At 67.9% G+C, this 21,296-nt stretch carries 17 protein-coding genes; 10 read left to right on the plus strand and 7 right to left on the minus strand.

Going from position 1 to position 21,296, the window contains the following annotated elements; all coding sequences use genetic code 11:
- Positions 1–89: 89 nt before the first annotated feature.
- Genes ACTG4X_RS23370 through ACTG4X_RS23380 form a run of 3 tightly spaced genes read right to left on the minus strand, consistent with a single transcriptional unit; the run spans position 90 to position 2,998 of the window.
- Positions 90–1,076: a PDR/VanB family oxidoreductase gene (locus tag ACTG4X_RS23370; protein ID WP_440532000.1), complete on the minus strand. Its 987-nt coding sequence runs from the start codon at positions 1,074–1,076 to the stop codon at positions 90–92.
- A 42-nt stretch (positions 1,077–1,118) separates the two neighbouring features.
- Positions 1,119–1,895, minus strand: coding sequence for a GntR family transcriptional regulator (locus ACTG4X_RS23375; protein ID WP_093051306.1), 777 nt, complete (start codon positions 1,893–1,895; stop codon positions 1,119–1,121).
- Entirely contained in the window at positions 1,892–2,998 is a 1,107-nt protein-coding gene (locus tag ACTG4X_RS23380) for an aromatic ring-hydroxylating dioxygenase subunit alpha (RefSeq protein ID WP_440532001.1), read from the minus strand. The genes ACTG4X_RS23375 and ACTG4X_RS23380 overlap by 4 nt, the downstream gene beginning before the upstream one ends.
- Positions 2,999–3,144: 146 nt before the next feature.
- Between ACTG4X_RS23380 and ACTG4X_RS23385 the strand changes: the two genes are divergently transcribed.
- The 3 genes from ACTG4X_RS23385 to ACTG4X_RS23395 are packed head-to-tail and all read left to right on the plus strand — an operon-like array spanning position 3,145 to position 6,384.
- Entirely contained in the window at positions 3,145–4,266 is a 1,122-nt protein-coding gene (locus tag ACTG4X_RS23385) for a 5-methyltetrahydropteroyltriglutamate--homocysteine S-methyltransferase (RefSeq protein WP_093051312.1), read from the plus strand.
- Positions 4,267–4,292: 26 nt separating this feature from the next.
- Positions 4,293–4,958 (plus strand): glutathione S-transferase family protein, encoded by a 666-nt coding sequence (locus ACTG4X_RS23390; RefSeq protein ID WP_440532002.1) that lies wholly within the window; start codon positions 4,293–4,295, stop codon positions 4,956–4,958.
- 46 nt (positions 4,959–5,004) lie between these two features.
- Positions 5,005–6,384, plus strand: a complete 1,380-nt coding sequence (locus tag ACTG4X_RS23395) for a phospholipase D-like domain-containing protein (protein ID WP_093051318.1) — start codon at positions 5,005–5,007, stop codon at positions 6,382–6,384.
- Here the strand turns inward: ACTG4X_RS23395 and ACTG4X_RS23400 are convergent.
- Positions 6,362–7,051 (minus strand): TetR/AcrR family transcriptional regulator, encoded by a 690-nt coding sequence (locus ACTG4X_RS23400; RefSeq protein ID WP_093177015.1) that lies wholly within the window; start codon positions 7,049–7,051, stop codon positions 6,362–6,364. The genes ACTG4X_RS23395 and ACTG4X_RS23400 overlap by 23 nt on opposite strands.
- Positions 7,052–7,153: 102 nt before the next feature.
- On the opposite strand from ACTG4X_RS23400, the gene ACTG4X_RS23405 reads away from it, so the two are divergent.
- The 6 genes from ACTG4X_RS23405 to ACTG4X_RS23430 all read left to right on the plus strand — a co-directional run bounded on the left by ACTG4X_RS23405 (position 7,154) and on the right by ACTG4X_RS23430 (position 15,723).
- Positions 7,154–8,167 (plus strand): HlyD family efflux transporter periplasmic adaptor subunit, encoded by a 1,014-nt coding sequence (locus ACTG4X_RS23405; RefSeq protein WP_440532003.1) that lies wholly within the window; start codon positions 7,154–7,156, stop codon positions 8,165–8,167.
- A complete protein-coding gene (locus ACTG4X_RS23410) occupies positions 8,167–9,957 on the plus strand; it encodes an ATP-binding cassette domain-containing protein (RefSeq protein WP_440532004.1) in 1,791 nt (596 codons plus the stop codon). Before ACTG4X_RS23405 ends, ACTG4X_RS23410 begins: the two co-directional genes overlap by 1 nt.
- Positions 9,954–11,090 carry an ABC transporter permease gene (locus ACTG4X_RS23415; RefSeq protein WP_440532005.1) on the plus strand — a complete coding sequence of 379 codons (1,137 nt, stop codon included), beginning with the start codon at positions 9,954–9,956 and terminating at the stop codon, positions 11,088–11,090. Before ACTG4X_RS23410 ends, ACTG4X_RS23415 begins: the two co-directional genes overlap by 4 nt.
- Positions 11,091–11,102: 12 nt before the next feature.
- Positions 11,103–12,230 carry an ABC transporter permease gene (locus ACTG4X_RS23420; RefSeq protein WP_440532006.1) on the plus strand — a complete coding sequence of 376 codons (1,128 nt, stop codon included), beginning with the start codon at positions 11,103–11,105 and terminating at the stop codon, positions 12,228–12,230.
- Positions 12,231–12,245: 15 nt separating this feature from the next.
- Entirely contained in the window at positions 12,246–13,775 is a 1,530-nt protein-coding gene (locus ACTG4X_RS23425) for an efflux transporter outer membrane subunit (RefSeq protein ID WP_440532007.1), read from the plus strand.
- A 205-nt stretch (positions 13,776–13,980) separates the two neighbouring features.
- A complete protein-coding gene (locus ACTG4X_RS23430; RefSeq protein WP_440532008.1) occupies positions 13,981–15,723 on the plus strand; it encodes an Ig-like domain-containing protein in 1,743 nt (580 codons plus the stop codon).
- A 12-nt stretch (positions 15,724–15,735) separates the two neighbouring features.
- On the opposite strand, the gene ACTG4X_RS23435 is transcribed toward ACTG4X_RS23430, so the two are convergent.
- The gene (locus ACTG4X_RS23435; RefSeq protein WP_440532009.1) at positions 15,736–16,800 is read right to left on the minus strand and encodes an ROK family protein; all 1,065 of its coding nucleotides are present in this window, start codon (positions 16,798–16,800) and stop codon (positions 15,736–15,738) included.
- Between the two features lie 111 nt (positions 16,801–16,911).
- Between ACTG4X_RS23435 and ACTG4X_RS23440 the strand changes: the two genes are divergently transcribed.
- Entirely contained in the window at positions 16,912–18,465 is a 1,554-nt protein-coding gene (locus tag ACTG4X_RS23440) for an ABC transporter permease/substrate-binding protein (protein ID WP_093051342.1), read from the plus strand.
- Between the two features lie 7 nt (positions 18,466–18,472).
- Here ACTG4X_RS23440 and ACTG4X_RS23445 read toward each other — a convergent pair whose 3' ends face one another.
- Positions 18,473–19,909, minus strand: coding sequence for an aldehyde dehydrogenase family protein (locus ACTG4X_RS23445; protein ID WP_093077759.1), 1,437 nt, complete (start codon positions 19,907–19,909; stop codon positions 18,473–18,475).
- Positions 19,910–19,922: 13 nt separating this feature from the next.
- Positions 19,923–21,284, minus strand: a complete 1,362-nt coding sequence (gene gudD / locus ACTG4X_RS23450; protein ID WP_440532010.1) for a glucarate dehydratase — start codon at positions 21,282–21,284, stop codon at positions 19,923–19,925.
- Between the last annotated feature and the right edge of the window lie 12 nt (positions 21,285–21,296).

The raw sequence follows: 21,296 nt of genomic DNA on the forward strand, positions 1-21,296 counted from the left end.
CCTAGCCGGCCATTCCCGTTGACCTTTGTTGCGCGATTGCCAAATGAACTGCGCGATCATCGCGCAAGGCGGCTTGCGGAGCGCGCGCGTCAGCTGTCGGCGCGGTAGGCGGAGTCGAGCGTGAGAGTGCCCACGGCGCGTGACACGCAGGCGCAGATGCGCGTGGTCGACTTCTTCTCGTGCTCGCTGAGGAACACGTCGCGGTGATCGATCTCGCCGTCGACGGCGATCACGTCCATGGCGCACAGGCCGCATTCGCCGCGCTTGCAGTCCGAGAGCGTCTGCACGCCGGCTGCGTCGAGGGCTTCGAGCAGCGTGCAGTCGGCCGGCACGGTGATGGCCAGGTCGTGCCGGGGAATTCGCACCTGGAATGACTGCGTGGCCAGGCGGCCGCTGCTGCCGAAGGTTTCGAAGCGCAGGTCTTCGATGGCACGGCCGGCTGCGTGCCACGAGCGCTTGACGGCTTCGAGCATCGGCACCGGGCCGCAGGTGTAGAGCTGGCCGCCGGGCGGCAGTGCCGCGATAGCGGCGGCGAAGTCGATGGGGGCCGAGCCTTCATGCGCTTCGACGCCCTCGCCCAATGCTTCCTGCAGATGCGACAGATAGCCGAGCTCGCCCGCATGCCGCGCGCCGTAGAGCATCTTCACCGGCACGCCGGTGCGCCTTGCATGTGCGCCCAGCCGCTGCGCCATCAGTACCAGCGGCGTAATGCCGATGCCGCCCGCCACCAGCAGGTAGCCGGGAGCCGAGAGGTCGAGCGGAAAGTGGTTCTGCGGCGCGCTCACTTGCAGGCGGTCGCCCACGGCCAGTCGCCACATCGCGAGCGAACCGCCACGGCCGTCGTCGAGCCGCTTGACGGCAATGCGCCAGCACTGGCCGTCGCCCTCGCCCACCAGCGAGTACGAGCGGGTCTGCACCTTGCCCTGCGCCGTCAGCACCTGCACTTGCAGGTGGGCGCCGGGCTCATGGGATTCGGCAAAGCCGCCGTCGGGGCGCAGTTCGAATTCGCGCACGGTGGGCGTGACATCGCGCAGCGCAACGACTTGCGCCTGCATCCATTGAAGATCGCTTTTCATCGGGGGAGCAACACGAAAGAGGAGGGAAAAAGAAGAAACCGATCAGCCGCGCCGGCGGATCAGCTGCACACCCGGCAGCGGGCGCTGCTCGGCGGTCGGCGTGCCGTGCAGCGCATCGCGCAGGTTGCGCCGTGCGATGCGGCTGTGCTCGCGCATCAGCGCCTCGGCGCGCGAGCCTTCGCCGGACTCGATAGCGTCGAGCACCTGGACATGCTGGTCTTGCGCAATCACGAGCATGTCGCGTGCGGCCGGCGAGTTGGCCTGCACGATGACGAAGCCCGAGGGCGACGCGAACGGCAGGTTGATCACGCGCTCGAGCTGCTGCGCGATGACGGGGCTGCCCGCCATTTCGCAGAGCAGTGCGTGGAAGCGCTCGTTGTGCGTCACGTAGCGCGAGAAGGCCGCGTCGTCGAGCGCGGGCTCGCGCAGCAGTTCGTCGATGCGCTGCAGGCAGGCGCGCGCTTCGCGCAGCACCACGGGCGCCGCGCCGCGCTCCGCCGCGAGCCTGGCGACCAGCCCTTCGAGCGTGCCGCGCAGCTCGATGGCATCGGCCACGTCGCGCTCGGAAAAAGTACGCACCGCATAGCCACCGTTGGGCAGCGCTTCGAGCAGGCCTTCCTGTTCGAGCCGCATCAGCGCGGTGCGCACCGGCGTGCGCGACACGCCGAGCTGCTCGGAGATGGCCACTTCGGCAATGCGCGCGCCACCGGGCAGCTCGCCCGCGAGGATCATCTCGCGCAACCGCAGCTGCGCCTTCACGGCCTGCGAACTGCCGCTGTCGCCGGGCTCGGCGGCGGTGGAAACGGCAGCGACCTTCACGCGGCTGCCTTTTCGGCCGGCCGGATCGGGATCGCGGCACGCGCGGGCTTTTCTTTTTCGATCATGCGATCGATCAGACGCCGCGCCCACATCGAGCCGGCGTCGATGTTGAGGTTGTAGAACTTGTGATCGGGGTGGTCGTCCATCGCCCTCTGCTGCGCTTCGAGCACCAGCTCGTCTTCACGGAAGATGCCGGCGACGCCCTCGCGCAACTCGTGCGTGAGGCGCTGCTCGCCGAGGCAGTAGTTGCGCGCGAAGGCCCAGAAGTAGAGGCAGGTCTTGTCGGTCTCGGGCGTGATGGTGTTGAGCACGTAGCCGTTGACGCCCTTGCTGCGGTCGCCGGGGTTGCTGCCCTGGGGCACCGCGCCGCTGCCCGCCTCGGCCACGCCGACGTCGATGTTCACCGTGCACGGGCCTTCGAAACGGATGATCTGCCAGCGGTCGACCTTGCCGGTGTAGCCGCGTGCGTGGCGGATCTGGTTGCCCCAGAACGGCGGCGGGTCGATGTCTTCCATCCATCGCGTGACGGTGGCCGAGCGGTCGCCGTGCGTGGCCACGAAGGGCGCCTCTGCCACTTCGCGGTTGCCGATGGACGAGCCGTGCACGAAGGTCTCGTGCGTCAGGTCCATGAGGTTGTCGACCACGAGGCGGTAGTCGCAGTTGACGCGGATCATCTTGCCGTCGCCGGCCCAGGCCGGGTCGTCGTTCCAGTGCATGTCGGGCACCAGCGCCGGGTCGGCCTTGGCCGGATCGCCTGGCCAGATCCACACGAAGCGGTGCTTCTCGACCACCGGAAAGCTGCGCACGCATGCCGAGGGGTTCAGCGTTTCCTGGCTCGGCATGTGAGTGCAGCGGCCCTGGCTGTTGTAGACGAGGCCGTGGTAGCCGCAGACCAGTTCGTCGCCTTCGAGGCGGCCCAGCGACAGCGGCATCAACCGGTGCCAGCAGGCGTCTTCGAGCACGGCGACTTGTCCGTCGGTGCGGCGGAACAGCACTACTTTCTGGTTGCAGATCGTGCGTGGCAGCAGCGCGTGACGCACTTCGACGTCGTAAGCGGCGGCATACCAAGCGTTCAGTGGAAAGGCGGTCGTGGGCGTTTTCATGAATACTCAATGTATACAGAAAACCTGAAATTTCCAGTCTTTTGAAGCATTTCGAGGGTAAACACCGAGATATCTGTATACAGACATCGGCATTTCGAAGGCGATACGATGTTCCGCTCGTTCCCCAAATCACGACGGAGTCATCCATGTCACAGCACGCCGCCCTGCCTGCCCGCTACGACCACGTGGGCAGTTTCCTGCGCCCCAAATACCTGCTCGAAGCCCGCGAACAGAAAGCCAAGGGCGAGATCACGCCCGAACAGCTTCGCCTCGTCGAAGACAAGGCCATCACCGAGATCGTCCGCTTCCAGGAAGACATCGGCCTGAAGAGCATCACCGACGGCGAGTTCCGCCGCACCTACTTCCACATCGACTTCCTTGACCAGCTCGGCGGCGTGAAGACCGACATTCCGGTCACCATCCGCAAGCCCGACGGCACTGAAGAACTCGCTCCGCCCGCGATGCGCGTGCTCGACAAGGTGCGCCACGTCAAGGACATCCAACTCGCCGACTTCCAGTACCTCAAGAGTCAGGTTTCGGCGGGCCGCACGCCCAAGGTGACGATCCCCTCGCCGACCATGCTGCACTTCCGCGGCGGCCGCGCCGGCATCAGCAAGGAGGCGTACCCCGAGCTCGACCCGGCGTTCTACGACGACGTGGCCAAGGCCTATGGCGACGAGCTGCGCTCGCTGGCCGCCGCCGGCTGCACCTACGTGCAGATGGACGACACCAACCTCGCCTACCTGTGCGACGAGCACATGCGCGAAGCCGCCCGCAAGCGCGGCGACGACCCGAACGAGCTGCCGCACCGCTATGCCGCCTTCATCAACAAGGTGGTGGCGCAGAAGCCCCCGGGCATGCTGCTGGCCATGCACCTGTGCCGCGGCAACTTCAAGAGTACGCACGCCGCGGCCGGCAACTACGAGCCCGTGGCCGAGGCGCTGCTCAAGGAGATGGACCTCGACGCCTACTTCATGGAATACGACGACGCCCGCTCGGGCGACTTCAAGCCGCTGCGCTACCTGCCCAAGGGCAAGACCGTGGTGCTCGGCCTCGTGACCACGAAGTTCGGCGAGATGGAAGACAAGGACGAGCTCAAGCGCCGCATCGAGGACGCCGCCAAGTACGCCTCGCTCGACCAGCTCGCGCTGTCGCCGCAGTGCGGCTTCTCCAGCACCGTGCACGGCAACAACATCGCGGTGGAAGCGCAGCGCAACAAGCTGCGCCTGGTGGTCGAGACCGCGCAGGAGGTCTGGGGCTCGACCTGACGCGCCGTTTCTGGTGAAGTCGGGGCATGACGACTCACATCTACTCAGGCCCCCTCAGCATGTTCGGCGCCAAGGTCGAGATCGCGGCACGCGAAAAAGGCGTGCCCTTCGAACTGGTCATGGTGCCCTTCACCAAGGACGATGCCTACGAGCCCAAGCACCCCGAGGTGCTTCGGGTCAACCCCGTCAAGCAGCAGGTGCCCGTGCTGGTCGACGACGAGGTCTCGCTGTTCGACTCGACGCAGATCTTCGAGTACCTCGAAGACCGCTATCCCAGCCTTGCGCTGTGGCCTGAAGGCATTGCCGAACGGGCCCGCGCGCGGCAGCTGGAGCAGAAGTCCGACGAGGTCTTCTTCCCGAACGTCATCAAGCTCTTCGGCCTCCAGCACGACATGCAGAGCGCCGCGGCAGTCGCGGCCTGCGCCGGCTGCGCGCGCTTCTACGAAGAGATGGAAGGCCTGCTGGCCACACGCGAGTACCTGGCCGGCCCCTACTCCTTCGTCGACATCGCCTTCTACATGGCCTATGTGTTCGCCGACCGCAAGGGCGCCGGCATGATCGACGCCACGCCGCGCCTGCTGGCCTGGCGCACGCGCGTAGGCGATCGGCCCGCTGTGCGTGCGGTGGTCGATCCGATGATGCGGTTCCTGGCCTCTGAAGGGCGCGGCGTGCCGGCCTTCCTGCAACGCTGAAGGGACACTGAAGGCACAGCCCGCAACGCTGAGGCATCATCGGTCCATGCCGACCAAAGAGTTCGACTGGCTGCCCTCTCCTTCGCAGCATTTCCTCGTCGTCACTTTCGCGCTGCTGGTCTACGTGCTGACCACGCGTGCGCGCCGCGAGCAGCGCGCCCCCACCACGGCCATCGCCTGGGTCATGGGGCTGGTGCTGATGCCTTACTTCATCCTGCCGATGTACCTGCTGTTCGGCCAGCGCAAGCTGCGTCCGGCGGGGTCGCCCAGGCCGCCGCGCTCGGTGCCGCCGGGCCACTGGGCTGCCGACCTGATCGAGAGCTTCGGCCTCGCGCCGCCGGGGCGCTGCGCGATCCGCATGCATGCCGACGGCGAGGCCGCGCGCGATGCGCTGTGGCAGGTGATCGACGGCGCGCGCGAGCGCATCGACGTGTGCACCTTCATCATTGGCGACGACCCACTCGGCCACGCGGTGATCGACCGGCTCGCGAAGCGGGCGCGCGAGGGCATCAAGGTGCGGGTGCTGCTCGACGGCTTCGGCGCGCTGTCGCTGCCGCGCCATCACTTCGACCGGCTGCGTGTGGCGGGCGGCGAGGTGGCCGTGTTCCGCCCCTTCTTCAGCCTGCGCCGCATCGGCCCGCGCAACCTGCGCAACCACCGCAAGTTCACCATTGCCGACGACGGCTGGCTCTGGTCGGGCGGGCGCAACCTCGCGGGCGAATACTTCACCGGCAACGACAAGCACCCCGAGGCCTGGCGCGACCTGTCGTTCGACCTGCATGGCAGCGTGGCCGCGGCGGCGGCGCGCCAGTTCGACCACGACTGGGCCTCGGTGCGCAGCCGCAAGGCCCGCGCCATCACCGCCGACGACGTGCCCCCGGGCCCGGGCACTGCCATGGCCCAGTTCCTGCCGAGCGGCCCCGACCAGACCGAGGACACGGCGCATGCACTGCTGATCGACGCCTGCTTTCGCGCCGAGCACCGCGTGCTCGCGATCACGCCCTACTTCGTGCCCGGCGACGGCCTGCGCGATGCACTGCGGCTGGCCGCGCGGCGCGGCGTGCAGGTGACCATCGCGATGCCCGCGCAGTCGAACCATCGCCTCGCCGACTTCGTGCGTGCACGCGCCATGCGCGACCTGGCGCGCGCGGGCGTGAGCTTCAGCATGCTGCCGTTCATGGCGCATGCCAAGGCCGTGGTGGTGGACGACGAACTCGCCATGTGCGGCTCGATCAACCTCGACCTGCGCAGCCTGCTGCTGAACCACGAGGCGGCCGTCGTGTTCTACGGCCATGAAGACATCGAATGGCTGGCCGAGTGGATCGAGACCACCGCCTCGGCCGGCGAGCCCTATCGTGCGCGACGCCCGGGGCTGATGCGCGACGTGGCCGAGGGGCTGCTGCTCACCGTCGCTTTCCAGCTTTAGGCGTTGTGGACGCCGGGGACGGCTCGGCCGCCTTTGCCTCCTTCGCCACGGCATCGAGTCCCGCGAGCACATAGCGCACAACTTCTTCGGCCAGGGCCTGCGTGTCCTTCAGGGCCGGCAACACCTTGCTGCTCAGGTCCTTGGGCGCCACCGTCATCACCAGGCACGGCAGCACCGTCAGCAGCAGGCTGCGCTGCACCGATGGATGGTCGTCGGGCAAGCCCATGATCTCCCCGACGATGCCGCGCATCAGCCTGGCCTTGGGCAGCACAGCCCGCTGGATCAGCGCCGGCATGGCAGGCGACGGCGACAGCGCCTCGCGCAGCACCACGCGGAACCCCCACGGCGCCTTCGGCTGGGCGCTCATCTCGACCATGTGCGTGAGAAAGGCGCGCAGCTTCAGGCGCGGATCGGTCGACTCCAATGACAGCGCCATCAGCTCGTCGAGGCTCACCAGCTGCTTGTGCGCTTCGACCAGCACCGCCTCGTAGAGCCCGTCGCGGCCGCCGAAGTGGTAGTTGATGGCGGCCATGTTGGTGCCGGCGCGGGTGCAGATTTCCTTGCTGGTGCTTTCTGCGAAGCCTTGCGCCGCGAACAGCCGGCCGGCGGTTTCGAGGATGTGCAGGCGCGTGGTGTTGCCGTCGGTACGCGGAGTGCGGGTTGCCATGCCCCGAGGCTAACCCAAACAAAAGAATACTTCAAATTCAAATTTCAATTTGATAACATCACACCGACTTCCAGGCAGCAGCCTCGTCAGGACACACACGCCATGAACAAGAAGCCCCTCATTGCCATCGCCGCCGTGGCCATCGTCGCGGCGGTGGGCGGCTGGTGGTACACGCACCGCTCGGCCACGCCCTCCGACCAGCTCGTGCTGTACGGCAACGTCGACCTGCGCCAGGTCTCGCTGGCCTTCAACGCCAACGATCGCGTGGCCGAACTGACGGTGCGCGAGGGCGACCGCGTGCGCGCCGGGCAGGTGCTTGGACGGCTCGACACCCGCTCGCTGGTGCTGCGCGTCGCGCAGTCGCAGGCGCGCATCGGCGTGCAGGAACAGGCCCTGCTGCGCCTGAAGACCGGCAGCCGCCCCGAAGAAGTGGCACAGGCCAAGGCCCAGGTGGCCGGCGCGCAGGCCGATGCCGATCTGGCACAGCAGCAGCTCGCGCGCCTGCAGGCCATCGGCGCCAGCACGGCCGGCCGCGCCGTGAGCCAGCAGGACCTCGACAGCGCACAGGCCAGGCGCAAGGTGGCGCTGGCGCAGCTCGACAACGCCCGCAAGGCGCAGCAGCTGGTCATCACCGGCCCGCGCAAGGAAGACATCGGCCAGGCGATTGCCCAGCTCGAATCGGCCCGCGCCGAGCTCGCGCTCATGAACCACCAGCTCACCGAGGCCGAGCTCAAGGCGCCCATCGACGCCGTCGTGCGCGCCCGCCTGCTGGAGCCCGGCGACATGGCCTCGCCGCAGCGCCCGGCCTTCACGCTCGCCATCACCGATCCCAAGTGGGTGCGCGCCTATGTGGCCGAGCCCGACCTTGGCCGCGTGCGCGCCGGGCAGGACGCCCGCGTGAGCACCGACAGCCAGCCCGGCGAAGCGATCGCCGGCAAGGTCGGCTACATCTCGTCGGTGGCCGAGTTCACGCCCAAGACCGTGCAGACGGAGGAACTGCGCAGCAGCCTCGTCTACGAGATCCGCGTGATGGTCGATGACCCGCAAGACCGGCTGCGGCTCGGCATGCCGGCCACTGTGCGGCTCCAACTGTCGCCCGCCACCGGCAAGACCTGATGCCGATCACCGGGCCGGCCGTGGCCGGACGCTCGCTGCACAAGCGCTTCCTGCTGAAAGCGTCGAAAGAACCCGTGCTCGCGCTCGACGACGTATCGCTCGAAGTGCCCGCCGGCACGCTCACCGCCCTGGTCGGCCCCGACGGTGCCGGCAAGACCACGCTGCTGCGCCTCATGGCCGGCCTGATGCGCGCCGACGCGGGCGAGCTGCACGTGCTCGGCATCGACGTATCGGCCGATCCGCAGGCCGTGCAGGACCGCATCAGCTACATGCCGCAGCGCTTCGGCCTCTACGACGACCTGAGCGTGCAGGAGAACCTCGACCTCTACGCCGACCTGCACGGCGTGCCCCGCGACAAGCGGCGCGAACGCTATGCGCGGCTGATGGAAATGACCGACCTCGGCCGCTTCACCGACAGGCCGGCCGGCAAGCTCTCGGGCGGCATGAAGCAGAAGCTAGGGCTGGCCTGCACGCTGGTGCGCTCGCCCGACCTGCTGCTGCTCGACGAGCCGACCGTGGGCGTGGACCCGCTCTCGCGCCGCGAACTGTGGCAAATCGTGCAGCAGCTGGTAGACGACGAAAAGCTCTCGGTCATCGTCAGCACCGCCTACCTCGACGAGGCCGAGCGCTGCAGCCATGTGTTCGTGCTGCATGGCGGCAAGCTGCTGGCGCAGGGTGCGCCCAGCGAACTGCGCGACCGGGCGCACGGCCTCTGCTTCATCGCGACACCGCCCGACGGCGAGCCGCCACGGTTGCTGCAGGCCCGTCTGCTCGACGCGCGGCTGGAGGTCATCGATGCGGTGCCGCAAGGTGGCGAGGTGCGCTTCATCCGCCGCAGTGAGACAGACGATGCGCGGCTCGATGCATTGCTCGAAGGCGCGCGCACCGAGCCGGTCGCGCCGCGCCTCGAAGACGGCTTCATGACGCTGCTGCGTGCGCAGCCATCGCCCAACGCCGACGCCACCCCGGCCACCAGCATGGCCACTTCGCAACCGAGCACAGGCAAACCCGGCGAAGTGGTCATCGAAGTCAAGGACCTCGTACGCCGCTTCGGCGACTTCGTGGCGGTGGCCAGCACCAGCTTCTCGGTGCGGCGCGGCGAGATCTTCGGCCTGCTCGGCCCCAACGGTGCGGGCAAGACCACCACGTTCCGCATGCTCTGCGGCCTGCTGCCCGCGAGCGGCGGCCAGCTGCGCGTGGCCGGCGTCGATCTGCGGCATGCCCGCGCGCAGGCGCGCCAGCGCATCGGGTATGTCTCGCAGAAGTTCGCGCTCTACGGCAACCTCACTGTGCGCGAGAACCTCTCGTTCTTCGGCGGCGCCTACGGCCTGCGCGGCGCGAAGCTGCGCGAGCGCATGGACACGGTGCTGCGCCAGTTCGATCTGGCCCACTCGCTCGACGTACCCAGCGGCCAGTTGCCCGGCGGCTACAAGCAGCGCCTGGCCATGGCCACGGGCCTGCTGCACGAACCCGAGATCCTGTTCCTCGACGAGCCCACCAGCGGCGCCGACCCGCTCGCGCGCCGCGAGTTCTGGCGGCGCATCACAGCGCTGGCCGAAGGCGGCACCACGGTCGTCATCACCACGCACTTCATGGAAGAGGCGGAATACTGCGACCGCATCGTGATCCAGGACGCGGGCAGGGTGCTGGCCATCGGCACGCCGCAGGAAGTGCGCGCGCAGGCGCTGGGCGACGAGCAAGACAGCGACAGACGCATCGACATGGAGCAGGCTTTCATCGGCATCGTCGAGAAGGCACGGCAAGAAACAAAGACAGAGGTGACGGCATGAGTGGCTTCTGGTCTCGCCTGATCTCCCTCACGCGCAAGGAATTCCGCCAGCTGCTGCGCGACCGCAGCAACCTGGCCATCGGCATCCTGCTGCCGATGGTGCTGATCCTGATCTTCGGCTACGGCATGTCGCTCGACGTGAAGAACGCGCCCGTCGCGGTGGTGATGGAAGACGCATCGCCCACCGCGCACGAAGCCATCGCCGGCCTGCAGCTCTCGCCCACCATCGCGCCAGTGCTGCTGGGCTCGATGCACGACGCCGAAGAGCTGATGCGCGAACGCAAGGTCGACGGCATCGTGCGCGTGCCTTCCGATTTCTCGCGCGCGCTGGCTGCCGGCAATGCGCGCGTGCAGCTCATCGTGCACGGTTCGGACGCAGGGCGCGCGAGCATCATCCAGGCGTACGTGACAGGCGCCCTCGCGCAATCGGCAATCCGGCAGATGGACAGGAGCGGCAACGCCTCCGGCGCCGATGCCCCGCCCGTCGGCAGCGTCACCGTCGAGCAGCGCATGTGGTTCAACGCTGCGAACACCAGCACCTGGTACCTCGTGCCGGGGCTCATCGTGCTCATCATGACGCTGGTCGGCGCCTTTCTCACCGCGCTGGTGATGGCGCGCGAGTGGGAACGCGGCACGCTGGAGGCGCTGTTCGTCACGCCGGTGCGGCCGGTCGAGATTCTGCTGGCCAAGATCATTCCGTACTTCGCGGTCGGCATGCTGGGCCTTGCGCTGTGCCTGCTCTCGGCGCGCTACCTGTTCGCGGTGCCGATGTACGGCTCGCTGCTGGTAGTGGTGTTCAGCTCGATGCTGTACCTGATCGTGGCGGTGAGCCTGGGCCTGGTGATCTCGTCGGTCACGCGCAACCAGTTTCTCGCGAGCCAGGTGGCGCTGATCGCGACCTTCATGCCCTCGATGATGTTGTCGGGCTTCCTGTTCGACCTGCGCAACGTACCCACCGCCGTGTGGGTGATCGGCCACCTGCTGCCGGCCACCTACTTCATGGACCTGATCAAGACGCTGTTTCTCGCGGGCGACGTCTGGCCGCTGATCTGGCGCAACTGCGCGATCCTGATGGCGTATGCGGTAGGCCTGTTGCTGGTGGCGCGTGCGGTAACGCGCAAGAGCCTCGACTGAAAGCCCCCGGCCATGAACGCCCTCATCGATTTCTTCCTGCGCGTCGCCAACCTCTGCCGCAAGGAACTGCTGACCATCCTCAAGGACCCGGCCACGCGCGCCATCCTGATCGCACCGGCGATCATGCAGAGCCTGGTCTTCGGCTACGGCGCGACCTACGACCTCACCAACGTGCCCTATGCGCTGCTCGACCAGAGCCGCAACGGCGCGTCGACGGAGTTGATTGCGCACCTGGACAGCACCGGCGTGTTCCACCGCGTGGCCACGCTGCGCTCGCAGGCCGACATCCGCGAAGTGATCGACACCGAGAAGGCACTGCTGGTCATACAGATACCCGCCAACTTCGAGCAGCAGCTCAGCGCGGGGCAGACGGCGGCCATCCAGCTGATCCTCGATGCGCGCAACTCCAACACCGCGGGCTCGGCGGCCGGCTACGTGAGCGCGGTGGTCGAGCGCTACAACGCCGAGCTGCGCACGCGCGTGGGCGCACCGCCGTCGCCACTGGTCGTGGAATCGCGCGCGTGGTTCAACCCGAATCTCGAAACGCGCTGGAACCTGCTGCCCGGCATGATCGCCGCGCTCAGCATGCTGCAGACGCTGCTGCTCACCGCACTGTCGGTGGCGCGCGAACGCGAGCAAGGCACCTTCGACCAGCTGCTGGTAACGCCGATGTCGCCGCTCGAAATCATGATCGGCAAGGCGCTGCCGCCGGTGCTGGTGGGGCTGGTGCAGTCGTCGCTGATCCTGCTGGTAGCGCTCTTCTGGTTCGGCATTCCGATGGCGGGCTCGCTCGTCACGCTCTACACCGGGCTGCTGTTCTTCACGGTGGCGAGCGTGGGCATCGGCCTGTCGATCTCGGCGGTGTCGGCCAACATGCAGCAGGCCATGCTCTATGCCTTCGTGCTGCTGATGCCGCTGATGCTGCTGTCGGGCCTGACCACGCCGGTACGCAACATGCCGCATGCGCTGCAGGTGGCAACGCTGGCCAACCCGCTGCGCTTTGCCATCGACCTGGTGCAGCGCGTGTATCTCGAAGGCGTGGGGCTGGGCACGGTCTGGCACAACCTGATTCCGCTTGCTGTCATCGCCGCCATCACGCTGCCGCTGGCGGCGTGGCTGTTCCGCAATCGTCTTGTCTGAAAACGGGAGCACGTCATGCCCCTTCCATTTGCTCTTTCTTCTGTCACCGCCACGCTCTCTCTTGCTTTCATTCTTGCCGGCTGCGCGGTGGGGCCCGACCACAAGCCGGTCGAAGTCCGCGCTCCCGCCGACTGGTCTGCATGGCATGGCGGTTCGCCCGCGCTGCTCGGCGCGGAGCGGCAAGGTTCCTTTGGCGGCGTCGCATCTGGCGACTGGAAGGCCTTCAACGATCCGGTGCTGGACCGCCTCGAAGCCATGGTGCTCGCGAGCAACCCCGACCTGCAGACCGCCGCCCTGCGCTTCGCGCAAAGCCGCTTGCAGCGCACCACCACCGCGGCCCAGCAGGGCCCACAGCTGAATGCGAGCGCCGGCGTCACCCGGCAGCGCCAGAGCGAGAGCGGCTCCGCCACGCGGATGATCGACGCGCTGGGCTCGTCGGTTTCCAACCGCGACCAGCTCATCCGCACGCTCAGCGAGCCCTACAACCTCTATCAGGCCGGCTTCGACGCCTCGTGGGAAATCGACCTGTGGGGCCGCGTGCGCCGCGCCATCGAGGCGGCCGATGCCGACGCGAGCGCATCGTCCGCATTGCTCCAGCAGGCCCGGCTCAGCGTGCAGGCCGAACTGGCGCGCAATTATTTCGAATTGCGCGGCACGCAGCGCGAACTGCGCATCGCGCGCGCCGACATCGCGGCGGCCGCCGAGTCGCTCGAACTGGTGCAGGCACGCGCCGACGGTGGCCTCGTCACCGACATGGACCCGGTGCGCCAGCGCGCCTTGGTGGCCGAACTGCGCGCACGCATTCCCGCGCTGCAGCAGCAGGAGGCTGATGCAATGAACCGCATCACGCTGCTGGCTGGAGCCGCGCCGGGCGCGCTGAACACCGAGCTTGCAGCGACCGCCACCGGCGACGAACTCGACGCTCCCCTACTGCCCGCACTCACGCTGGGCCTGCCCGCCGAGCTCGCACGCCGCCGCCCCGACATCGCAGCCGCCGAGGCGCAGCTGCACGCCGCCACAGCCCGCATCGGCGTGGCCGTGGCCGACCTCTATCCACGCGTGACGCTGGGCGCCGGCTTCGGCTACGAATCGGTGGGCAGCGAGCGCTTCGGCGACTGGGGCAGCCGGCAGTGGCACGTGGGCCCGTCGATCAGCCTGCCGATCTTCGACAACGGCCGCCGCCGCGCCACCATCGAACTGCGCGAGCTGCAGCAGCAGGAAGCGGCCGTGGCGTTCCAGCAGACCGTGCTCAAGGCCTGGCACGAGATCGATTCAGCGCTCAGCACCTACGCCGCCGAGGGCCAACGCCAGGTCGAGCTGGCCGAGCGCGAACGCCGCAGCCGTGATGCGCTGGTGCTGGCGGCGGCTCGCTACAAGGGCGGGCTCACCGACTTTGGCGTTGAACTCGATGCGCGCCGCACCTTGCTGCAGGCGCAGCGCGACCAGGCACAGAGCACCAGTCGTCTCTCGGTGGGCCTGGTGGCGGTCTACAAGGCACTGGGTGGTGACACTGTGGCGTCAGAAGCACAAATGCAACACAATTGAAACAAGTTGAACATGCAGACTAAAATACCCACCGGTTTCCGGGATTGACAAGCCTGCCTGCCCACTGATTCGTCATCGGGCAGACGTGAACGGATCTTCCGGCACCCCCTGCATTGCGGGGCAGCCCGCCTGGGCCCGGCCCCTGAAAAGGCCGACCGAGGCGTCATCCGTTTGAGTCCTGCGCCCCTGCCCCGGGGGAAAACCGATGCGAGCTTTCTTCTCGCTGCGTGCATTCGCGAGTCTGGCGTTCGTGCTACCAGCTCTGTTCGCGCTTTCTGGAATGATGCCCGCCTTCGCCGCAATGGACGAAGTCGGCCGGGCCGCCCCCAGCACCCATCGCCTGAAGTTCATCGTCGACCCCGAGCTGGCCACCGACATCGGCGCCGCCGAAGCCGCCCGCCGGCTCGCGCAGTACGTGGCCGACGTCAACACGGTGTTCACGCGCGAGACCGTGCGCAGCTTTGCCTTCGACCCCGCCGCCGACCTGCAGCTCGCAGCCCCCGCCACCGCGCCGCAGTGCAGTTACAACGGCCTGGTCAACGGCGAGGTGGTGGTGTGCATATCGAAGTCCACCCGCGGCTACAGCCACGGCGGGCTGTCTACCAGCTGGACCTTTCCGCAGAAAGGCGTGACCTGGAACCTGAACTGGATCGCCATCCACGACCCGCTGCGCCTGTCGCGCGCGCCCAGCCCCGGCGCGCCCGAGTCCACCGAGAAGGACTACCTCGGCCGCCAGCTCAAGACCCTGCTGCACGAGCTGGAGCATGTGTTCGGCGCCGGCGCGGGCGAGTACTACAACGGCGTTGCGGTGGCGGACACCACCGGCGTCGCGCCCATCGTCGACCTCGCCCTGGCCAACGACAACGACCGCTACTGGTGGACGCGCCAGCACTGGCGGCTCGACCCGCTGCTGGGCACCGTCTTCGAGCAGCGCCGCGACCCTGCCGCCAATCGCATCGCCACGCTGGAGATGATCCGCTTCACGGCCGGCACCAAGGCCAACATCGACACCGACTGGACCGACTGGCCCAAGCTCGGCAGCTCGAAGTTCATGGCGGCCACCACCGGCACCCAGGTGCGCGTGACCGACCGCGACACCGGCGCCGCGCTGCCCGGCGCGCAGGTGTCGGTGTGGCGCGACCCCGGGGCCGGCAAGCCGCTGGTCATGCTGGTGACGGGCGTGGCCGATGCGTCGGGCCGCTTCGTGTTCGACTGGAACTGCGGCTTCAGCTGCTTCGCCGTTGGCAAGACGACGCTGCTGGTCAAGGCGCGCGCCGCCAACCGCGCCCCCGGTGCGAGCTGGTTCACCATCTTCGATGCGTTCGAGCAGAAGGCCGTGCAGGGCCAGCCGATGTTCACCATCGACCTGGCGCTCGGCGGCACCGACGCGACGCCGCCGACCGTTTCGCTGGCCGCGCCTTCCATGGCCGTGGTGGGCCAACCCACCACCATCGCGCCGGCCGTGGTGGACAACGCGGGCGTGTGGGGCGTCAAGGTGCTGGGCCGGGACAGCATCCCGATCTGCACCTTCACCGCCCCGCCCTACACCTGCAGCTGGACGCCGACCGCGCCCGGCGTGCAGACGATCCGGGTGGTCGCGCTCGACGCGGCTGGCAACGCCGCCGTGGCCTCTGCCAACGTGATCGTCAATCCGCCTTCCGACACGGTGGCGCCGACAGTTGCGCTGGCCCCGCCGCCAACCGCCGCGGCAGGCATGGCGACAAGGCTTTCCGCCACGGCATCCGACAACGTGGCCGTGGCCGAGCTGAAGTTCGTCGTCGACGGCAAGACCGCGTGCACGCTGCACGCCGCGCCGTACGTCTGCACGTGGACGCCGAAGAGGCCCGGCGCCGCGAACATCGAAGTGCGCGCCATCGATGCGGCAGGCAACGTCGCCACCGCTTCCGCAAGCATGCGCATCGAAGGCCTGCGGCCCGAAGACCTGTAATGCGACCCGGCCTCAGGGCCGGTTGGTGAAGCTCGCGTTGCCCAGCCCCGTGCCGATGGTCAGCACGCCCCAGTGCCGCACGTCGCGCATGAAGGGAAGCTCGCTCAGGCCCTGCACTACCGCGTCGTTGTGCATCAACACCAGCGTCGGGCCGGAGCCCATCATCGGCATGCGGCGCCACAGCTGGCTCGGCAAGTGGAAGGCGTGGCCTTCCCAGTCGCCCGGCAGATTCTGCGCACCGCGCGCAATCGAGCCGTCCTGCCGGATCAGGCCCGGGCAGCCGATGCCAATGAAGGGCGCCAGCCGGATCTTCTTGCGCTCGCTGTAAAGCACCATGTCCTCGAGCATGCCGGCGATGTGATCGACCATGCCGCCGCGGTTGGGGTCCTCGTCCGCATGGCGCCACTTCTCGCGCCGCACCACCTTCGCGAGCGAGAAATCGGGCGCCTTGCGGTGGCGCGTTTTCACGATGCCGCAGCGCACGTTGGTGCCGCCGATGTCCACCGCGAGAATCGCGTCGTGCCCCTTCAGCATGTGGGGCGGCACGAGGTGCGCCCAGCCGATCAGGCCGCCGTCGTCCACGTCGTGCGAGAGGCGGCCGATCTGCACGTGCAGGCCCATCTCTTCGAGGATGGCGCCGGCCTGCAGGATGGCGCGCTCGCCCGCGTCGCTCTCGGGAAAGCCGCCGCCGATCACGATGCGCTGCACCTTCTGCCACGAGGGCTGGCGCATGAAGCGCTGGATCACGAAGGCCAGCTCCTGCGCGAACTCCTCGATGGCTGCATGCATCACGTCGGTGGCTTCGGACGCCTTCTTTTCCTGCAGCGCCTGGTCGAGCTCTCTCTTGCTCAGGTCGCGCGAATGCGAGAGGCCCAGCGGGTCTTTTCCCTTCCTGCGGTGGCGCTTGCGCCAGCGTTCGAGCAGTTCGCGGAAGGCCGTCTGGCTGGCCTGGTCGCCTACGAAACCGTCCTTGTCGCGCAGCTGCAGGCTGTAGCCGTCTACCTGCACACCCGGCAGTTCGCGCAGGCCGTGGACGTCGGGGCCGGGGAGCTTGTCTTTCCTGGGTTGGGTCTTCATGGCCACCGACTGTGGGGCCGATCGGCGGCCCGCCGCATCGGCACCGCGCACCACGGCGTGTAGGAGATTGACGGGTACGCCGAACGGAGCGTTGTCTATACACTGGCCCGGATGCATCTGCCCCGCAGCCTCTGGCGCGCCGCCCTGTTGTTCGCCCTTGCCTGGCTTGCCGCGTCCGGCGCCGCTCGGGCCGCGGACGAGACGCTGCGCGTCGGCTCCAAGCGCTTCACCGAGTCGTACATCCTGGCCGAGCTGCTGGCGCAGACGGCGGCGCCGCACACTGCATCGCCCCCCGTCGTGCGGCAGGGGCTGGGCAACACGGCCATCGTCTACGAGGCGCTGCGCTCGGGCGCCATCGACATGTACGCCGAATACACCGGCACCATCGCGCTCGAAATCCTCAAGGGCTCGCCGGCCAACACGCGCGAGGCCATGAACGCGGCACTCGCGCCGATGGGCCTGGGCGTGGCGATTCCGCTGGGCTTCAACGACGGCTACGCACTCGCGGTGCGCGCGCCCGATGCAGAGCGGCTGGGCCTGCGCACGCTGAGCGACCTGGCGAAGCACCCCGAACTCAAGCTCGGCCTGTCGAACGAATTCATCGGCCGCGCCGACGGATGGAAGGGCCTGGCCGACCGCTACGGCTTCACGCAGGTGCCCACCGGTCTCGACCACGGACTGGCCTACGACGCCGTGGCCGCCAAGCAGATCGACGTGATCGACATCTACACCACCGACGCCAAGATCGACCACCTCGGCCTGCGCGTGCTGGAAGACGACAAGAAATACTTTCCGCGCTACGACGCCGTGGTGCTCTACAAGCTCGACCTGCCCACGCGGCTACCCAAGGCCTGGGCCGCGCTGCAGACGCTCGAAGGCAAGGTCGACGAGCACGCGATGATCGCGATGAACGCGCGCGCCGAGCTGCAGAGCGTGCCCTTCGACGTGATCGCGCGCGACTTCCTGGCGAATACGGGCAAGGATGCGAAGGCGCAGCCGCAGGAAGCGCGCCGCGGCTTCATGGCCAAGCTGTTCGGGCCCGACCTGTGGAAGCTTGCGCGGCAGCACCTGGTGCTGGTGGCGCTGTCGGTCGGCATCGCCATCCTGATCGGCGTGCCGATCGCGATCCTGGTGTTCCCGCATGTGCGGTTGCGCGCTGTGGTGCTGGGCTTTGCGAGCCTGCTGCAGACCGTGCCGTCACTCGCGTTGCTGGCCGTGCTGATCTCGATGCTGGGCGCCATCGGCGCGCTGCCCGCGCTGATTGCGCTCACGCTCTACTCGCTGTTACCGATCATGCGCAACACGGTGACGGGCCTGGCCGAAGTGCCCAACGGCCTGCGGCTGGCCGGCACCGCGCTCGGCATGACACCGCCGCAGAGCCTTCAGCTGGTGCTGCTGCCGCTGGCGCTGCCAACGCTGCTGGCGGGCGTGCGCACCGCCACTGCGATTGCCATCGGCACGGCGACCATCGCGGCCTTCATCGGTGCGGGCGGCTTCGGCGAGCGCATCGTGACGGGGCTGGCGCTCAACGACCGCGAGCTGCTCGTGGCGGGCGCACTGCCGGCAGCCGCATTGGCGCTGCTGAGCGAAGGGATCTTCGAGCTCGTGGAGTACCTGATGCGGCGGCGCCGTCGCGCGCCGCCGTCTTCGCTGCCGCCCGCCTGAAGATCGATCAGGCCAGCGTGTAGGCCGTCTTCACAGTCGTGAAGAACTCCTGCGCATAGCGGCCCTGCTCACGCGGACCATAGCTGCTGCCCTTGCGACCGCCGAACGGCACGTGATAGTCCACGCCGGCCGTCGGCAGGTTGACCATCACCATGCCGGCCTGGCTGTGGCGCTTGAAGTGCGTGGCGTACTTCAGCGAGGTGGTGGCAATGCCGGCCGACAGGCCGAACTCGGTGTCGTTCGCCGTGGCCAGCGCCTCTTCGTAGTTCTTCACGCGGATCACGCTCGCCACCGGGCCGAAGATTTCTTCCTTGTTGATGCGCATGGCCGCGGCCGATTCGCTGAAGAGGGCCGGCGACATGTAGTAGCCGTCGGTCTCCAGCTTCAGGCGTTCGCCGCCGGCGGCCAGCGTGGCACCTTCGCTCTGGCCGATCTCGATGTAGTTCAGGTCTTGCTCGAGCTGCGACTTCGACGAGACCGGGCCCACATCGGTGCCCTGCGCGAGCGCGTCGCCCACCTTGATCTTCGCCATGCGTTCCTTCATGGCGGCGATGAACTTCGGATAGATGCCTTCGGTGACGATGAGACGGCTCGACGCCGTGCAGCGCTGGCCGGTGGAGTAGAACGCGCTCTGCACGCTCAGCTCCACGGCCTGCGCGAGGTCGGCGTCGTCAAGAATCACCTGCGGGTTCTTGCCGCCCATTTCGAGCTGCACCTTCTTGTGCTTGGTGACGCACTGGATCGCGATGTTGCGGCCCACGCCCACCGAGCCGGTGAAGCTGATCGCATGAATGCCCGGGTGGTTGACCAGCGCCTCGCCGATCACGCTGCCGCGCCCCATCACGAGGTTGAACACGCCGGCCGGAATACCCGAGCGGCTGATGATTTCGGAGAGAGCCCAGGCGCTGCCCGGCACGAGGTCGGCAGGCTTGAGCACCACGCAGTTGCCGAAGGCCAGTGCAGGCGCGATCTTCCACGCGGGAATGGCAATAGGGAAGTTCCACGGCGTGATGAGGCCGACCACGCCAACCGGCTCGCGCGTGATTTCCACACCGATGTTGGGGCGCACCGAAGGCAGCAACTCGCCCGACAGGCGCAGGCATTCGCCTGCGAAGAACTTGAAGATCTGACCCGCGCGCGTGGCCTCGCCAATGCCTTCGGCCTTGGTCTTGCCTTCTTCGCGCGCCAGCAGCGTGCCCAGCTCTTCCTTGCGCGCAAGGATCTCGTTGCCGATCTTGTCGAGCGCGTCGGAGCGCGCCTGCACGCTGCCCGTGGCCCAGGCCGGGAACGCTGCGGTGGCGGCTGCCACTGCGGCGTCGACATGGGCAGCATCGCCCTGCGTGTACTGGCCGAGCACGTCGGACAGGTTGCTCGGGTTGACGTTGGGGCTGTAGCTTGCGCCGGCACGCCATTCGCCGGCGATGAGGTTGTCGAAGTTCTGCATTGCGTCGTTTCCTTCAGCGCACCATGCACGGGCGCTTGTTGTCGAAAGTCCAGTTGGGAATGAGATATTGCATCGCCTGTGCGTCATTGCGCGCGCCGAGGCCATGTTTCAGGTACAGCTGGTGCGCCTTCTCGACTTCGTCCATGTCGAGTTCGATGCCCAGGCCACCACGCGTCGGCACCTTCACGAAGCCGCCTTCGATTTGCAATGGCGCTTTCGTCAGGCGCTGGCCATCCTGCCAGATCCAGTGCGTATCGATGGCCGTGACCTTGCCCGGCGCAGCCGCCGCCACGTGCGTGAACATCGCCAGCGACACGTCGAAGTGGTTGTTCGAATGCGAGCCCCAGGTCAGGCCCCAGGCCTGGCACAACTGCGCCACGCGCACCGAGCCCTGCATGGTCCAGAAATGCGGATCAGCCAGTGGAATGTCGACCGACTGCAGCGAGAGGCTATGCACCATCTCGCGCCAGTCGGTGGCGACCATGTTGGTGGCGGTGGGCAGGCCTGTGGCGCGGCGGAACTCGGCCATCACCTCGCGGCCGGAGAACACGCCTTCGGCGCCGCACGGGTCTTCTGCATAGGCCATCACGCCGTGCAGGTCGCGGCACAGCCGGATCGCGTCCTGCAGCAGCCAGCCGCCGTTCGGATCGAGCGTGACGCGCGCCTTCGGAAAGCGCTCGTGCAGCGCGCGGATCGCCTCGACCTCTTCCTCGCCGCGCAGCACGCCGCCCTTGAGCTTGAAGTCGGTAAAGCCGTAGCGCGCATGCGTGGCCTCGGCCAGGCGCACGATGGCCTCGGGCGTCATCGCTTCTTCGTGGCGCAGGCGGAACCAGTCGTTGTCGGCGTTGGGGTCGGTCTCGTACGACAGATCGGTCTTCTTGCGGTCGCCCACGTAGAAAAGGTAGCCGAGCATCTGCACCGCGTCGCGCTGCTGGCCTTCGCCGAGCAGGGCCGCCACGGGCACTTCGAGGAACTGGCCGAGCAGGTCGAGTAGCGCGGCCTCGACGGCCGTCACCGCATGGATGGTCACGCGCAGGTCGAAGGTCTGCTGGCCGCGGCCGCCGCTGTCGCGGCCGGCAAAGGCGCTGCGCAGGCTGTTGAGCACCGCGTTGTGGCGGCCGATGGGCTGGCCGACGATGAGGTCGCGCGCGTCTTCGAGCGTCTGGCGGATCTTCTCGCCGCCGGGCACTTCGCCCACGCCGGTGTGGCCGGCGCTGTCGGTCAGGATCAGCAGGTTGCGCGTGAAGAACGGGCCGTGCGCGCCGCTGAGGTTCATCAGCATGCTGTCGTGGCCCGCGACGGGAACCACGCGCATGCCGGTGACGACGGGTGCGCCCGACACGACTTTGGAAACAACGGATTCAGGACTTGTCATCTTCGGGCTCGG

Origin of the sequence: Variovorax sp. YR566, assembly GCF_051992195.1 — a bacterium.
Classification (GTDB): domain Bacteria; phylum Pseudomonadota; class Gammaproteobacteria; order Burkholderiales; family Burkholderiaceae_C; genus Variovorax.

Bases quoted from the DNA above. Each gene is read 5' to 3' on its own strand.
- ACTG4X_RS23380 (WP_440532001.1), bottom strand. From the start codon at position 2,998: ATGAAAACGCCCACGACCGCCTTTCCACTGAACGCTTGGTATGCCGCC.
- ACTG4X_RS23405 (WP_440532003.1), top strand. From the start codon at position 7,154: ATGAACAAGAAGCCCCTCATTGCCATCGCCGCCGTGGCCATCGTCGCG.
- ACTG4X_RS23395 (WP_093051318.1), top strand. From the start codon at position 5,005: ATGCCGACCAAAGAGTTCGACTGGCTGCCCTCTCCTTCGCAGCATTTC.
- ACTG4X_RS23390 (WP_440532002.1), top strand. From the start codon at position 4,293: ATGACGACTCACATCTACTCAGGCCCCCTCAGCATGTTCGGCGCCAAG.
- ACTG4X_RS23415 (WP_440532005.1), top strand. From the start codon at position 9,954: ATGAGTGGCTTCTGGTCTCGCCTGATCTCCCTCACGCGCAAGGAATTC.
- ACTG4X_RS23370 (WP_440532000.1), bottom strand. From the start codon at position 1,076: ATGAAAAGCGATCTTCAATGGATGCAGGCGCAAGTCGTTGCGCTGCGC.
- ACTG4X_RS23445 (WP_093077759.1), bottom strand. From the start codon at position 19,909: ATGCAGAACTTCGACAACCTCATCGCCGGCGAATGGCGTGCCGGCGCA.
- ACTG4X_RS23400 (WP_093177015.1), bottom strand. From the start codon at position 7,051: ATGGCAACCCGCACTCCGCGTACCGACGGCAACACCACGCGCCTGCAC.
- ACTG4X_RS23440 (WP_093051342.1), top strand. From the start codon at position 16,912: ATGCATCTGCCCCGCAGCCTCTGGCGCGCCGCCCTGTTGTTCGCCCTT.
- ACTG4X_RS23420 (WP_440532006.1), top strand. From the start codon at position 11,103: ATGAACGCCCTCATCGATTTCTTCCTGCGCGTCGCCAACCTCTGCCGC.
- ACTG4X_RS23410 (WP_440532004.1), top strand. From the start codon at position 8,167: ATGCCGATCACCGGGCCGGCCGTGGCCGGACGCTCGCTGCACAAGCGC.
- ACTG4X_RS23430 (WP_440532008.1), top strand. From the start codon at position 13,981: ATGCGAGCTTTCTTCTCGCTGCGTGCATTCGCGAGTCTGGCGTTCGTG.
- ACTG4X_RS23425 (WP_440532007.1), top strand. From the start codon at position 12,246: ATGCCCCTTCCATTTGCTCTTTCTTCTGTCACCGCCACGCTCTCTCTT.
- ACTG4X_RS23435 (WP_440532009.1), bottom strand. From the start codon at position 16,800: ATGAAGACCCAACCCAGGAAAGACAAGCTCCCCGGCCCCGACGTCCAC.
- ACTG4X_RS23385 (WP_093051312.1), top strand. From the start codon at position 3,145: ATGTCACAGCACGCCGCCCTGCCTGCCCGCTACGACCACGTGGGCAGT.
- gudD (WP_440532010.1), bottom strand. From the start codon at position 21,284: ATGACAAGTCCTGAATCCGTTGTTTCCAAAGTCGTGTCGGGCGCACCC.